Source organism: Catenuloplanes sp. NPDC051500 (genome assembly GCF_044454585.1).
In the GTDB taxonomy this organism is placed as follows: Bacteria; Actinomycetota; Actinomycetes; order Mycobacteriales; family Micromonosporaceae; genus Catenuloplanes.
Genome location: NZ_JBITDX010000004.1, coordinates 350,867 through 365,320, shown reverse-complemented (window position 1 = coordinate 365,320; position 14,454 = coordinate 350,867). Strand labels below are relative to the sequence as shown.

The window sequence follows — 14,454 nt, the reverse complement described above, 5'->3', positions numbered from 1 at the left end:
GGCGGTGCGTGGTCCTTCGACATGATGAAACGGCCCGTTGACGGTGGCCTATCGGACATTTCTGTCCGTTGGTGGCGCAGGTGGGGTGGCTGCGGTTCTTTGCCTCCGGCGGCCCTCCGGGGGGAGCGCTCCGGCTCCGGGGCAACCGGAAGCGCAGGTCAGCTTCGCTGGTAGAGCTTTGTCGGTGGTCGGGTTTCGTGTGGCCTGTCTGCCCCGTCTGTCATCGACCCGGGCAGAGCCGAGCAGATCATCGGCAGGGCCGCCAGGCTGGGTGGTGTTGGCGCCGTCTTGATCGGGTCTTACGAGTCTGCTGGTCACGCTGGGCGCGCCGGGCTGCAGTCTCGTGGGTGGGCGCGTGTTTCTGGTCGCGCTGCGGGGTGTTGGTATCTGCCCGTTGGTGGCGGCCCTGCCGATGATCTGCTCCCCGAAGGGCGGGTCGATGGCAGACGGGGCAGCCAGGCGGTCACCTTTGTGTGCTGCGCACACGACACAAGATCAAAGGCGGGGCGGGGCGAGGCAGGGCTATGTGGCAGGCCAGGCGGGGGCAGGGCGGCGCGGCACGGGGCGAGACGGCGGGGTAGGCCGGGCCGGCAAGGGGCGGCAGGGCAGGCCCGGCCAAGCCAGCGCGGCACGGGGCGGCGCGGCGGCGCGCGGCAGGCCAGGGCGGGCGGCAGGCCAGGGCGGGCGGCAGGCCAGGGCGGGCGGCAGGCCAGGGCGGGGCGGGGCGGCAGGCCAGGGCGGGGCGGCAGGCCAAGCCGAACCGGCGCGGCAGGCCAAGCCGAACCGGCGCGGCACGGGGCGGCGCGGCAGACAGGGCGGGGCGGGGCAGCAGGCCGGGGCAGCGCAGGGCAGCGGGGATATGGGTGGAATGTGAGGAAGTGGCGAGGGGGAGGGCGTCAGGTGAGGCGTGAGCACGCTATTCGTCGGGAATGGGGTGCTCATGCCTCACCTGGCGCTTGATCTATCGGCTTTTGTCGATTGAAGACAGCGCCAACGTACCGGCGGCGGGGGAATTATCTTGATATTTCCGGCAGGGCGTTGGGGGCGATCAAGCGATGGCTGAGCCGCCGGGCATGGGGAGCAGGGTCGGGAGCAGGCGGGTCGCAGTTACGCGAGAGGGGGAGATGACGTGGCTTTAGTACGCCCCTCGCGACCGCACCACGGCGCCCAGCGTCTTCCACAGGATTGTCAGGTCGGCGGCGAGAGACCAGTTCTCGACGTAGAAGAGGTCGAGGCGGACGCCGTCCTCCCAGGATAGGTCCGAGCGTCCGCTCACCTGCCAGAGTCCTGTCATCCCCGGTTTGACCAGCAGACGGCGTGCGAGGTCGCCGTCGTAGCGTGCCACCTCTGAGGGCAGGGGCGGGCGGGGGCCGACCAGGCTCATGTGGCCGAGTAGCACGTTGAACAGCTGCGGCACCTCGTCGAGCGACCATTTGCGCAGGAAACCGCCGACCCGGGTCACCCGCGGATCGTTGCGCATCTTGAACATCAGGCCGTCGGTCTCGTTCTTGGCCTGGAGTTCGGCGAGGAGCGCGTCGGCGTTCGTCACCATGGTGCGGAATTTGAAGACGCCGAACTCCTTGCTGTCCAGCCCTACGCGCGTCTGGCGGAAGATGACGGGGCCCCGGCTATCGATCTTGATGGCCAGTGCGATGGCGATCATCACCGGCAGCGCGCAGAGGGTGACAAGCAGCGCGATGCTGCGGTCCACGAAGGCCTTGATCAGCTTCCGGCCGCCCCGGAACTCCGGCGCCTCCACGTGGATGAGCGGAAGCCCGGCGACCGGCCGGGTGTGGATGCGGGGGCCTGCCACGTCGGTCAGCGCCGGCGCCAGCACCAGGTCGACGTCCGTGCCTTCCAGTTGCCATCCGAGCCGGCGGAGGCGGCCCGCGGTGAGTTCACCCGACGCTGTGACCGCGACCGTGTCGACCCCGGTGGCCGCCACCGCCTCCAGGATGCTCCGGAAGGAGCCGACCACCGGCACGTCCCCGAGCCGCTGCGGCACCGGCGCGAGCAGCGCGTCGGGGATGCAGGCGCCGACGACGTGGTAGCCCGCGTAGGGCTCGCGGCGCAGCGTGTGCACGAGCTCGAGCACGTGCGGGGCGTCGCCGACCACAAGCACGCGCCGGGACCAGCCACGGCCCTTGCCGCGCAGCCGGTGGAGGCGTTTGCGGGCCAGCCACCGGGCGAGGATCAGCAGCGCCGTGCCGAGCGCGAACGAGATGGCGAGGAAGCCGCGGGCTACGCCGATGTCGATGGCGTACCCGGCGATGGCCACGCCGCCCGCGACGCGCGCGCTGGCGGAGAAGATCCGGCGGTACTCGTCGGCCCCGTAGCCGAGCACGCGGTCGTCGTAGCAGCGCGCTCCCTTGAGCGACAGCAGCCAGATCACGGCCAGGACCGGCAGGATGACGAAGTAGGGGACCTCGACGCCGACGACCGGGGTGTCGTAGAAACGCCCGACGAAGCCGGCCAGCACGGCCACCGCGACCACCACCGCGTCGACGACCACGAGGGTACGGACGTAGTGCCGCTGCCGGAGCCGGAGGTCCGAGACGGAGGCGTCCGGTGGGGTGTCCGGTCGCCGTTCGGGCGCCGGCGTGAGCGTTGCAGACGTCATCGACCCTCCCCACCGTTGTCGCCGGCCCCATGATCGCTACTAGGGCCGGTCGCAGAATATCCGCGGCCGATTACCGCGAGTTCCGCCGTCCGGCGGAATTTGTGCTGGCCGGACGGCTTACTCGGAGGCGATGACCGGTCAGCCGGCGATCGCGGAGTGGGTCAGAAGACGATCGCGGCGCGGTCAGCCGACTGTCGCGGCGCGCGAGGCGATCGCCTGGAGGAAGATCTCGTCGATCTTGGCGGGGTCCTGGGCGACGTACGCGCCGCCGCCGCCCGCCTCCGCGACGCTCTCCAGCTCTTCCTTGTTGACCTCGTTGCCGATGCCGATCAGGATCACCCGGACCGGCCGCTTGGCGTCGGCCTTGTCCTTGAGCTGCTGAATCAGGTTTTCCCGGCTGATGCTGTTCGGGTCCTCGTTCTGGCCGTCGGTGAAGAGCACCACCGAGTTGACCTTGTCGGCCTGGTAGCCCTTCTGGACCTCCAGGTAGGAGGCCAGCACTGTGTCGTAGAGGCCGGTGGCGCCGCCCTCGACAGGCCTGACGTCACCGAGCGAGGCCTGCAGCTCATCCTTCTGCTTGGTGAGCTGGCCGATCGGAACCAGCTCGCGGTAGTCGCGCTGGCCGGCCAGCTCGGTGGAGAAGACCCAGACGCCGAGCCACCACTCGTTGTCGAGCAGGCCCAGGCCACGCCCGGCCGCCTCGACCATCACCTGGTTGCGGGTCTTGCCGCCGGCGGTGGGCACGGTGCCGAGCATCGAGCCGGAGACGTCGAAGACCACAAGCATGCGGCCGGGCGAGGTGATCGCGGTCCAACTGGCGAGCGCACGGCCGATCGCGGTGGCGTCCAGGCCGTTCGCCGCGCCGCCGCCGCTGCTGGCCGGTGCGGACGCGGCGATCGCCTCCGGGCTGGGTGCGCCGGTGGGTGCGGCGAAGCCCCCGCCCGCGGCGCCGTCGGCACCGCGCAGTCCGGCCCCGGCGAGCGCGTCGCGGTATGCCGGGCTCTGTGTCAGTTCGCCGAAGAGCAGGTCGGCGGCGTTGCCCCGGGCCGCGTCCGTCTCCGGCATCACGGCGAACGGGTAGTCCAGCGCGACCGCGGCGGGCTCGACGTAGAGCGCGGCCAGCGACACCGGAGGCTTGGTCGCGTTGTACGCGATCACGTCCTCCTCGGAGAGCGCGGCCAGGCCGACCCCGTTCGCCAGGGCGGCCGGATCGTCCGACTTCGGGAACTTGGCGACCAGGTCGGCGCGCAGGTTGGACCGGTTCAACGCGAGGGTGCGCAGCACGCCCACCCGGGCTGCGTCGTTGCCGTTGCCGGCGGCCGAGGCCTGGCCGAGCGCGAGCAGCCCGGACAGGCCGGAGGCGTCCAGCGCCGGGTCCACGATGCCGGGCTTGAGCGCGGAGTCGCTGCTTGTCATCGCCGCGAGCAGGTCGGTCCACTGAAGCTTCTTGTCCGGCCAGCCGACCGCAGACTTCGCGATCGGCTCCGGCATCGCGACGACGACCGGGCTGGTCGCGACGGACTGCGCGTTGAGCGGCGTGAACCCGGGCGCGGCCTGCTTGAGGCGCTGCAGCCAGGTGGACGAGTCCGGCACCCAGACGTCGGGGAGCACTGTCGCGCCGCTGCCCTGGCCGACGCCGGTCAGCTGGGTGGCGTGCTTGGTGGCGATGGCGGCGGCGATCTCGACCGGCTCGGCCGCGTTCACCGTGACGTCGAGGCACTTGCCGTCGATGTCCGCGCCGGTCGCCACAGTCGCGTCGGCGGCCGCCTTGATCGGGGCGACGATCTCGGGTGCGGCCGCGATGACCAGCGGCACCGACCCCGTACAGCTGGGTTGCGACAACTGTCGGTAACCCAGGTAGGAGCCGGAAATGACGGCGACGACGGCCATCGCCGCGGCGATGGCCCCCGCTCCGCGGAAGCTGCTGGACATTCTATGGCGGCCTGGCACACGCCAATACTCCGCACGTTCGACGCCAACCGCCACAGACGTTCGGTCGAAAGTTACGGAGACGAAACCGTTCTATGGCAGCACAATCACTCTTCGTAATTGATCAGTTCCCGCGCGTTGGCAGAATCGGTTAGACCGGCACAGTAGTTTAGGAAAGCTTTAAGGTTCCCGTCCAGACCTATGACGGTGATCATTGGCCAAATCGGACACCCGGCATTGTCCGAAAAAGCGGGATCAAGCGCGAAGAATGCATGTCGGCGTGCCTACCTCCAGCACCGGGCCCCCGGGAGCCGGGATTCCGGTCTCCGGGTCGAGACGGAAGGTGATCACGGAGTCCGATCTCTCATTCGCTACGTAGAGGAACTCCGGGCCCTCCGGATCGACGCTCGGCATCAGTGCGAAATGGCGCGGCCACTCGCCGCCGGAGGACACCTCGCCGGTGAACTCGGGCGCGCCGGTGTCGCTGTTCAGCGCGAATACGGCAATGGTGTCGGGCCCGCGGTTGGCAACGTACGCGAAATGTCCCGAGGCGCCGACGCCGATCTCGGACGCATGCACCGGGCCGCCCGAATCGGTGATCTTCGACCGGCCGAGTTCGGTGAGCGTGCCGTCGGCGTCGGCCGCGTACCCGGTGATCGAGCCGTCCAGCTCGCCGGTGACGTAGAGGCGGCCGTCCGCGCGCGCCAGGTGCCGGGGGCCCGTGCCGGGACGGGTGCGAAACGGCTCGGCGGGCGCTTCCAGCCGGCCGGTCGCGGGGTCCAGCCGGTACCCGAAGAGCGAGTCCAGCCCCAGGTCGATCACCCAGACGCGGTCGCCGTCCGGGTCCGGCGTGGCCATGTGCGCGTGCGGCCCCTCCTGCCGGTCCGCGACCGGGCCCGAACCGGTGTGCTGCCGAAGGTCGGTCCGCTCCCCCGGCACGCCGAGCAGGTCCAGCGGGTGCACGGAGACGCTGCCGCTGCCGTAGTTCGCCGTGACCAGGTGCCCGCCGTCCGCGGTGACGGCCAGGTGGCACGGGTGGTCGCCGCCGGTGGGCTGCTCGCCGAGCAGCGTCAGGTCGCCGTCCGCAGCGATCGCCCAGGCGGTGACCTGGCCGTCGGCCAGCTCGCCGGCCGCGTAGAGCACCGGGAGCCGGGGATGCCGCGCCAGGAACGAGGGGGACGGCGTGGCGGCGGCCAGGCGCGGTGCGGAGAGCTCGCCGGTGCGCGGGTCGCGGCGGGACACGTAGATGCCCTCGCCCCGGCCGTCGGCCTCCGCGGTGTAGCTGCCGATGAATACGAGTTCGCCGTCGGTCATGAACCGATGTAACCAGAGGGCGCCGGGACGTGCGCGGCGAGGAGGCCCTCCCGCTTCAACGTCACCCACAGCTCGTCCGGGATCGGGAAGGCCGCCATGTCCGCGTTGTCGTCGACCTCGGCCGGGGTGCGGGCGCCGCAGACCACGGCCGCGACGGCCGGGTGGCCGAACGCGAACTGCACGGCCGCGGCGCGCAGCGGGACGTCGTACCCCCGGCAGATGCTCTTGATCTGACGTGCGCGGTCGAGGAGGTCGCGGCCGGCGGGCGCGTAGTCGAAGCGGGCGCCAGGCGTGGGGTCGGCGAGCAGGCCGGAGTTGTAGGGCGCCGCGGCCAGCACGGAGATGCCGCGCTGGAGCGCCAGGGGGAGCAGGTCGTCGAGCGCGGACTGGTCGAGCAGCGTGTACCGGCCGGCGACAAGCACCGCGTCCGGGCCGGGCTCGCCCATCGCGCGGATCAGGCCGGCCGGCATCGGCGCCTGGTTCATCCCGATGCTGATCGCGCCGACCACGCCGGACGTGCGCAGTTCCACCATGGCCGGGAGCGCCTCGTGCAGCGCGGGCAGGTAGTGGTCGTCCGGGTCGTGCAGGTGGAGCAGGTCGATGCGGTCCAGGCCGAGGCGGTGCAGGCTCTCCGCGACGGACCGGCGGATCGCGGCGGCGGAGAAGTCGAAGCGGGTGGTGACGCCGGTCGGCAGCTCCGCCCACATGGTGCGGTCAGGGCCGGGTTTCAGCGGTACGGGCCGGTCGGGGACCTCGCCGGGTACGAGCAGGCGGCCGACCTTCGTGGAGAGCACGAACTGTGCCCGCGGCCTGCCGCGCAGGGCAGCGCCGGCGCGCCGTTCGGAGACGCCGTGCCCGTAGAGCGGCGCGGTGTCGAACAGGCGGATGCCGCGCTCCCAGGCGCGGTCGATGACGGCCGTGGCGGTCGCGTCGCCGACCGGGGCGTAGAGGCCGCCGATCGGGGCGAGACCGAGGCCGAGGCGGGTGACCAGGACGTCGCTGCCGCCGAGCCGGATGCGCGCCGCGGGGTTCATGCCCTTCTCCCTCGCACCGTAGATCCTATAGGATCTGCCTTCTGTGTCACTGCTCACTCAGGTTAGGTGCTGATGCGTCCCGTTCGGAGACTCACGCTCACCGATGACGTCTACACGTCGGTGCAGACGCTGATCATGGATCACGCGGTGGCGCCGGGCGAGAAGATCAGCATCGACGGGCTGGCCCGGCAGCTGGACGTCTCGCCCACGCCGGTCCGCGAAGCGCTGGCCCGGCTGGAGTCCGACGGGCTGGTGCGCAAGCGGCCACTCGCCGGATACACCGCGTCGCCGCTGCTCAGCCGGGCCGAGTTCGAGGAGCTGGTCGAGATGCGGCTGCTGCTGGAGCCGGCCGCGGCGGCGAAGGCGGCCTACGCCGAGGATCTCCGTGCCGAGGCCGACCTGCCCGCCTCGCCTGATGCACCCGGGTTCGCCGGGATCGCCGCGTTCACCGCGCAGGACGCCAGGTTCCACCATCGGGTCGCGGAGCTGTCCGGGAACGCGATGCTTCACGACGCGATCGTCCGGCTGCGCTCGCACCTGCACCTGTTCCGGCTCAACTTCCCGCAGACCCACTACGGGACCAGCGCGGCCGAGCACCACCGGATCGTCGACGCGATCGCGGCCGGCGACGGGCCGGCGGCCGCCACTGCCATGCGTGACCACATCACCGCCGCCCGCGCGCGGCACCTGACCTACCTCCGGAGCTGACGCCGTGCGGATAGCGCTCTTCATCACCTGCGTGAACGACCTGATGTTCCCGGACACCGGCAAGGCCGTGGTGACCGTGCTGGAGCGGCTCGGCCACACTGTCGACTTCCCCGAGGCACAGACCTGCTGCGGGCAGATGCATGCGAACTCCGGATACCGCGCGGAGGCGATGCCGATGGTCCGCGGGTTCATCACCACCTTCCGGGGGTACGACGCGGTGGTGGCCCCGTCCGGCTCGTGCGTGGCGATGGTGCGCGACTCGTACCCCCGGCTGGCCCTGGGTGATCCTGATCTTGAAGCGGGTGTGGCCGAGGTCGCGCCGCGCACCTATGAGCTCGCGGAGCTGCTTGTCGACGTGCTCGGCGTGACAGATGTGGGCGCCGTCTTCCCGCACACCGTCACGTATCACCCGACCTGTCACGGGCTGCGGATGCTGCGCCTTGGCGACAAGCCGATGTCGCTGCTGCGCGCGGTCTCGGGGCTGGAGCTCCGGGAACTCGACGGCGCCGAGGAGTGCTGCGGGTTCGGCGGTACGTTCGCGGTGAAGAACTCCGGCGTGTCGTCCGCGATGCTTGCCGACAAGTGCGGCGCGGTGGACTCGACCGGCGCCGAGTACGTGGTGGCCGCGGACAACTCCTGCCTGATGCACATCGGCGGCGGGCTGTCCCGGCGCGCGTCCTCCACGGCCAAGCCGCTCCACTACGCCGAGATCCTCGCCAGCACCGGGAGCGCAGCATGAACGGCACCGGGAACATCGTCGCGCTGAAGCCGTTCCCGGACGCGGCGCGGCTGGAGCTCGACGACGCGCAGCTGCGGGCCAACCTGCGGCGCGCCACGCACACGATCCGGGACAAGCGGCTGCGCGTGGTCGGCGAGGTCGACGACTGGGAGCAGCTGCGGCTGGCCGGCGCCGCGATCAAGGACGACGTGCTCGCCCGCCTGCCCGAGCTGCTGGAACGCTTCGAGGAGTCGGCTACCAGGGCCGGCGCGGTGGTGCACTGGGCGCGCGACGCGGGCGAGGCGTGCGAGATCGTCACCGCGCTCGTGAAGGAGACCGCGGCGCGCGAGGTCGTCAAGGTCAAGTCGATGGCGACCCAGGAGATCGGGCTCAACGAGGCGCTTGAGGCGGCCGGGATCGCGGCCACCGAGACCGACCTGGCCGAGCTGATCGTGCAGCTCGCCGAGGACACGCCGTCACACATCCTGGTCCCGGCCATCCACTACAACCGCAGCCAGATCCGGGACATCTTCCTGTCCAAGATGCCCGGGGTCGCTCAAGGGCTGACCGACGACCCGCCCGCGCTCGCCGAGGCCGCGCGCAGGCACCTGCGGGCCAAGTTCCTCAGCGCCACTGTCGGCATCTCCGGGGCGAACTTCGCGATTGCGGACACCGGCACGCTCGTGGTGGTCGAGTCCGAGGGCAACGGGCGGATGTGCCTGACGCTGCCACAGACGCTGATCTCGGTGGTCGGCATCGAGAAGATCCTGCCGGACTTCTCGTCGCTCGAAGTGTTCCTTCAGCTGCTGCCGCGCTCGTCGACAGGCGAGCGGATGAACCCGTACACGTCGATGTGGACCGGCGTCACGCCCGGCGACGGGCCGCAGACCACGCACATCGTGCTGATCGACAACGGGCGGACCGCAGTTCTGGAGGACGAGGTGGGACGCCAGGCGCTGCGCTGCATCCGCTGCTCGGCCTGCCTGAACGTGTGCCCGGTCTACGAGCGGGTGGGCGGGCACGCGTACGGCTCGGTCTACCCCGGCCCGATCGGCGCGATCCTGTCCCCGCAGATGACCGGCGGCGGCGCCAACAAGACGCTGCCGTACGCGTCCTCGCTCTGCGGCGCCTGCTTCGACGCCTGCCCGGTGCGGATCAACATCCCCGAGGTGCTGGTCCACCTGCGGCAGAAGGGCCCGAAGCCGCGCGCGGAGCAGGCCGCGTTCGCCACGCTGTCGTGGATCATGAGAGACCGGCGGCGGTACGTCGCGGCCCTGCGCGCCGCCCGCCGGGGCAGCGCGCCGCTGCGTGGCCGGTCGATCAGGAGGCTGCCGTGGCCGGCGTCCGCGTGGACGGCCAGCCGCGACCTCCCGCTGCCGCCGAAGCAGACCTTCCGCGAATGGTGGACCACACGATGACAAGCGCACGCGAGGAGATCCTGGCCCGGGTACGGACGCACCGGCCGACCACCCCGGTGACAGTGCCCCGGGACTACCTGCCCGACCTGACCGGCATCGACGTGGTCGAGGTGCTTGTGGACCGGCTCGTCGACTACAAGGCCGGCGTGCACCGGGCGGTCGCGGCGACGCTTCCGGAGGTGCTCGGCGGGCTCGTTGCCGCGTCCGCCACGGTGGTCGTCCCGCCCGGCCTGCCGCCGGAGTGGCTGGCCGGGCCGGTCGTCCGGGACGCCGCCGGCGCGCCGCTCTCCGTCGAGGCGCTTGACGCGCCCGGCGTCACAGTGGTCACCGGCTGCGCGGTCGCGATCGCGGCCACCGGCACGCTGATCCTGGACGCCGCGCCGGACCAGGGGCGCCGGGTGCTCAGCCTGGTCCCGGACCACCACGTCTGCGTGGTGTGGACCGACCAGATCACCGGTGGTGTGCCGGCCGCGCTGGCCCGGCTGGCGGACCCGGCACGGCCGCTCACGCTCATCTCCGGGCCGTCCGCGACAAGCGACATCGAGCTGAACCGGGTCGAGGGCGTACACGGCCCACGCCGCCTCGACGTGATCATCGCGACGCGGGGTTGACAGGCCTTCGGCCCGAACAGCTCGTAGAAGACCTCAGCCGGACCGCGCCTACGCCCTGCGGCAGCTGCTCATCTTCGGCGCCGTGCTCCCTATGACGGCGCCCCCGCGAGGCTGAGCCCGCGGCGCTCGGCGACGTACTCGACAAGCGCGATCAGGACGCTCTTGCCGGAGCGGCGGTCGCGGGCGTCGCAGAGCACGATCGGCACCTCGGGGTCCAGGTCGAGCGCGGTCCGCAGCGCGGTCTCGGTGATCTCGCTGTGGCCCTCGAACATGTTGACCGCGACCACGAACGGCGTGCCACGCTGCTCGAAGTAGTCCACCGAGGGGAAGCAGTCCGCGAGGCGGCGGGTGTCCGCGAGCACGACCGCGCCGAGCGCGCCGAACGCCAGCTCGTCCCAGAGGAACCAGAACCGGTCCTGGCCGGGCGTGCCGAACAGGTAGATCTGCAGGTCCTCGCTGATCGTGATGCGGCCGAAGTCCATCGCGACAGTGGTGGTGCCCTTCTGCTCGACACCGAACGTGTCGTCCACGTCCAGGCCCATGCCGGTGAGCACCTCCTCGGTCTGCAACGGGCGGACCTCGCTCACGGAGCCGACAAGCGTCGTCTTCCCGGCACCGAAGCCGCCCGCGATCAAGATCTTGAGAGCGGTCGGCACCTGCGCCGCCCGCTCGTCAAAGAGCACGGAGTCCATTAACAACCGCCTTGAGGATGTCTTCGTCATGCCGGCGCGCCGCGGGCGGCTCGTACATGGAGATGAGGTTGGCGGCCAGCAGGTCGCCGAGGAGGACCCGGATCACGCCGAGCGCGAGGTTCAACTTCGCCGCCACCTCGGCCACGGAGAGCGGCTCCGCCGAGGCCGCGAGGATGGCGCGCTGCTCCGGACTCAGGTGAATCGGCAGCGCGGCGTCCGTCACCCGGGAGACGACGAACGCCACCAGGTCGAAGCCCCCGGCCACCGGGCGCACCCGGCCGCCGGTCACCGCGTACGCCCGGACGACCGGGCCGGCGTCGTCGTCCATCCAGTGCATCTCCGGCTGGTCCGGCCGGCCGGGCACGTCCGGTGGTCTATCCCGCATCTGTGCGTACCCCCAGGGTTCGCTGGGTGGCGCTCATGTTCTGCCCCACCCGGGTGACGAGCATGGCCATCTCATAGGCGATCAGCCCGATATCGGAGTCAGACGCGGCGAGCACGGCGAGACAGGCGCCCGCGCCGGCCGCGGTCACGAAGAGGTACGCGGACTCCATCTCGATGATGGTCTGCCGGACCGGCCCCGCGCCGAAGTGGCGGCTGGCGCCCTTGGCAAGGCTCTGGAAGCCGGCCGCCATCGCGGACAGGTGCTCCGCGTCCTCCCTGCTCAGGTTCCTCGACGCGCCCATGAGCAGGCCGTCGGAGGAGAGCACCACAGCCTGGTCTGCCGTCGGGACCCGGTCGATCAGGTCGTCGAGCAGCCAGCTGAGGTTGGCGTTGGAGGTCATCTGCTGTGCCACTTATGCGTCCCTGTCTGCTTCTCGGTGCTCCGTGGCGGTATCAGCGGCCGCAGCGGATTGAACGGTGGTCGGCGATCCGACCGACGGGATCCGGGCGTCCGGCGCCGGCATCAGTACGGCCCCGGGCGGCGGCGTCGCGGTGCCGCGCACGGCCTCGCCCCGCTGCTCCGGCACCGGCTGGCCGGTCATCATCGCCTCGGCTGCCTTACGGCCCCGGTTGGTGCCCGCCTGCAACGCGGACATCAGGTTGCGCGCCTGGTCCGGTGATCGCGGCGCCGCCTCGGGCACGGCCGGCACGGCCGACTGCAGCCCGGGACGGAGTTTCGGTGCCAGATTCGCCTGGCGAACGCGTTTGGGCAGGCCGTCCATGGTGGTGGTCCCCTCCGGGTCGTCCCCCGGCTCCGCGTCGGCCGTCGCCTGCCCCGGCGCCCGGACCCCGGATTGCGGGCGCTGCGGTATGGCGAGCGTCGGCGCGTCCTCGCCGTCCTCTGTCGCTCTATTCTCCGTGTCCGATGTGGCCGACGGAACCGGGGTTGCCTGCTTCCGCCGCCTCGTCGAACGGCGGCCGGGCAGCTCCATTCCATCGACCACGACCGTGCCGATCGTCTCACCCGCCGGCCTGCCCGTGCGCGCGGGATCCGAGGGCGCCGCCTCGATCTCCCGCGGCATGGCCGGGTGGGCCACGACCGTGTTTCCGGCGCGGCCGTTCGGCGAGGACGGCTGGGCCACCGCGAACCTGGGCAGCGCGGGCTCGACCCGGGAGACCAGCTCGCCCGGGATCAGCAGGACCGCGGTCACGCCGCCGTACGGCGACACGCGCAGGCTGACCTGTATCTGATGCCGCGCGCCCAGCTGGGCGACCACGAACAGGCCGAGACGGGCGCTGTTGGCCGGGTCGAAGTCCGGCGGCTCGGCGAGCCTGCGGTTCGCGTCCTCCAGCTCCTCCGGCGTCATGCCGAGGCCGCGGTCCTCGACCTCTATCGCGTACCCGTTCGGCACGATCTGGCCGCCGACCCGGACCCGGGTGTGCGGCGGCGAGAACGACGTGCCGTTCTCGATCAGCTCGGCGAGCAGGTGGATCACGTCGCCGACCGCGCGGCCGACCACAGCGATGTCGTCCGCCACGTCGATGTCGACGCGCGCGTAGTCCTCGACCTCGGAGACTGCGCCGCGGACCACGTCGATCATCGGGACCGGGTTGCGCCAGCCGCGGCCGGGGACCGCGCCCGCGAGGATCACCAGGTCCTCCGCGTGGCGCCGCATGCGCGTGGCCATGTGGTCGACCTTGAACAGGTCACCCAGCTCGTCCGGGTCTGTGACCCGGCGCTCCATCCGGTCAAGCAGCGCGAGCTGGCGGTGCAGCAGCGTCTGGCTGCGCCGCGCGATGTTGAGGAAGACGTCGTTCAGGCCGCGGCGCAGGTCCGCCTCGTCGACCGCTGCCTGCACGGCGGTGCGCTGCACCTCGGTGAACGCGTCGCCGAGCTGGCCGATCTCGTCGGTGCCGAACTCAAGGCGTGGCGCCTCCGCGGAAACGTCGACCACCTCGCCGCGCCGCAGCCGGCCGACGACGTCGGGCAACCGCTTCTCGGCCAGGTCGGAGGCGGCGCCGCGCAGGTCGTAGAGCCGCCGGATCAGCGAGCGGCCGACCCGGACGGAGATGACAAGCGACAACACCATCGCGGCGAGGCCGAGGAGACCTGCCGCGGCGAGCATGCCGAGGGTACGGACCGCGAGCGGCACCGCGGCCTCGGCGACCCGGTCCGAGGTGAACTGCTCGAAGTTGCGCAGCTGCAGCGAGACCTGCACGTGGGTCCGCGTCCACTGGAGCAGGCCGATCGGCACGGTCTTGTTGTCCGCCCCGGACGTGATGAGCGTGTTCTCCATGCTTTCCAGGCGCTCGAAGACCGGCGACTGGATCAATAGGTTGTAGCGTGCCCGCGTCTCCGCGTCGAGATCCGCCACGGCGGTGATGTAGAGGTACCTGTACGTACCGATGATCTGCACCAATTGACCGTGTTCACTGATCTGGAACTTGCCCGCGGTCGAGGCGCCGGCCACCAGCGCGTCGACCTGGCCGAGCACCTCGCGGGCCTGGCCGAGCTGGGCCATCGCGCCGGCCCGGCGGTTCAGCACCGGGTCGTCGTACCGGCTGAGCAGGTCGAAGACCATGAACATCTTGCCGATCACGTCGCTGTAGAAGCGCAGCGCGCCGGGCTTGTCCACATCCCGCGAGTCGATGAACTCGCGCTGCTGCGGGAGTGCGTCAAGCGACGTGTAGGCGGTCTCCAGACGGCGGTCGAGCTCATCGCCGATGTCCGAGTGATTCACCGAGCGCTGCCGGAACGCCGTCATCGCCGCGTCCGTCCGCGTGCGCTGCTCGGTAAGCGCCACGTTGTCCTGCCGCGCGGTCGGCGTGCTCGCGTTGCCCGCCAGGTAGATCAGCGACAGCCGGCGCTCCTGCTGCAGATTGGCCACCAGCTCCTCGCCGGGACGGCCGACCTGGTCGAGCACGTCCTGGGAAGACAGCAGCACCATGGCGGGGCCGACGGTCAACGCGGTGGCGAAGGCCCAGAGCGCCATCAGCGCGGCGAGCGGTACCGACACCAGCGCGAT

Annotated in this window: 12 protein-coding genes; 4 read left to right on the top strand and 8 right to left on the bottom strand. The window is 71.2% G+C overall.

All coding sequences use genetic code 11. The features are described 5' to 3' along the window. Positions 1-1,135: 1,135 nt before the first annotated feature. From ACIA8K_RS10945 to ACIA8K_RS10930, 4 genes are all read right to left on the bottom strand, one after another. Positions 1,136-2,620, bottom strand: a complete 1,485-nt coding sequence (locus ACIA8K_RS10945) for a sugar transferase (protein ID WP_396057337.1) — start codon at positions 2,618-2,620, stop codon at positions 1,136-1,138. Positions 2,621-2,803: 183 nt separating this feature from the next. Then, positions 2,804-4,510: a VWA domain-containing protein gene (locus tag ACIA8K_RS10940; RefSeq protein ID WP_396057335.1), complete on the bottom strand. Its 1,707-nt coding sequence runs from the start codon at positions 4,508-4,510 to the stop codon at positions 2,804-2,806. Between the two features lie 294 nt (positions 4,511-4,804). Further along, positions 4,805-5,863 (bottom strand): lactonase family protein, encoded by a 1,059-nt coding sequence (locus ACIA8K_RS10935; protein WP_396057333.1) that lies wholly within the window; start codon positions 5,861-5,863, stop codon positions 4,805-4,807. After that, positions 5,860-6,897: an aldo/keto reductase gene (locus ACIA8K_RS10930; RefSeq protein WP_396057331.1), complete on the bottom strand. Its 1,038-nt coding sequence runs from the start codon at positions 6,895-6,897 to the stop codon at positions 5,860-5,862. Before ACIA8K_RS10930 ends, ACIA8K_RS10935 begins: the two co-directional genes overlap by 4 nt. A gap of 72 nt (positions 6,898-6,969) precedes the next feature. On the opposite strand from ACIA8K_RS10930, the gene ACIA8K_RS10925 reads away from it, so the two are divergent. The 4 genes from ACIA8K_RS10925 to ACIA8K_RS10910 are packed head-to-tail and all read left to right on the top strand — an operon-like array spanning position 6,970 to position 10,352. Further along, complete coding sequence (locus ACIA8K_RS10925) at positions 6,970-7,605, top strand: GntR family transcriptional regulator (RefSeq protein ID WP_396057330.1); 636 nt, start codon at positions 6,970-6,972, stop codon at positions 7,603-7,605. 4 nt (positions 7,606-7,609) lie between these two features. After that, complete coding sequence (locus tag ACIA8K_RS10920; RefSeq protein ID WP_396057328.1) at positions 7,610-8,344, top strand: (Fe-S)-binding protein; 735 nt, start codon at positions 7,610-7,612, stop codon at positions 8,342-8,344. Continuing rightward, positions 8,341-9,741, top strand: coding sequence for a LutB/LldF family L-lactate oxidation iron-sulfur protein (locus ACIA8K_RS10915; protein WP_396057326.1), 1,401 nt, complete (start codon positions 8,341-8,343; stop codon positions 9,739-9,741). Before ACIA8K_RS10920 ends, ACIA8K_RS10915 begins: the two co-directional genes overlap by 4 nt. After that, positions 9,738-10,352 (top strand): lactate utilization protein C, encoded by a 615-nt coding sequence (locus ACIA8K_RS10910; RefSeq protein ID WP_396057324.1) that lies wholly within the window; start codon positions 9,738-9,740, stop codon positions 10,350-10,352. Before ACIA8K_RS10915 ends, ACIA8K_RS10910 begins: the two co-directional genes overlap by 4 nt. A gap of 89 nt (positions 10,353-10,441) precedes the next feature. On the opposite strand, the gene ACIA8K_RS10905 is transcribed toward ACIA8K_RS10910, so the two are convergent. Genes ACIA8K_RS10905 through ACIA8K_RS10890 form a run of 4 tightly spaced genes read right to left on the bottom strand, consistent with a single transcriptional unit; the run spans position 10,442 to position 14,445 of the window. Then, positions 10,442-11,044: a GTP-binding protein gene (locus ACIA8K_RS10905; RefSeq protein ID WP_396057322.1), complete on the bottom strand. Its 603-nt coding sequence runs from the start codon at positions 11,042-11,044 to the stop codon at positions 10,442-10,444. Beyond that, complete coding sequence (locus tag ACIA8K_RS10900) at positions 11,025-11,429, bottom strand: DUF742 domain-containing protein (protein ID WP_396057320.1); 405 nt, start codon at positions 11,427-11,429, stop codon at positions 11,025-11,027. The genes ACIA8K_RS10905 and ACIA8K_RS10900 overlap by 20 nt, the downstream gene beginning before the upstream one ends. Then, complete coding sequence (locus ACIA8K_RS10895; protein ID WP_396057636.1) at positions 11,419-11,829, bottom strand: roadblock/LC7 domain-containing protein; 411 nt, start codon at positions 11,827-11,829, stop codon at positions 11,419-11,421. The genes ACIA8K_RS10900 and ACIA8K_RS10895 overlap by 11 nt, the downstream gene beginning before the upstream one ends. A 12-nt stretch (positions 11,830-11,841) precedes the next feature. After that, on the bottom strand, positions 11,842-14,445 hold the full coding sequence (locus ACIA8K_RS10890; RefSeq protein ID WP_396057318.1) for a nitrate- and nitrite sensing domain-containing protein: 2,604 nt from the start codon (positions 14,443-14,445) through the stop codon (positions 11,842-11,844). Positions 14,446-14,454: the final 9 nt, after the last annotated feature.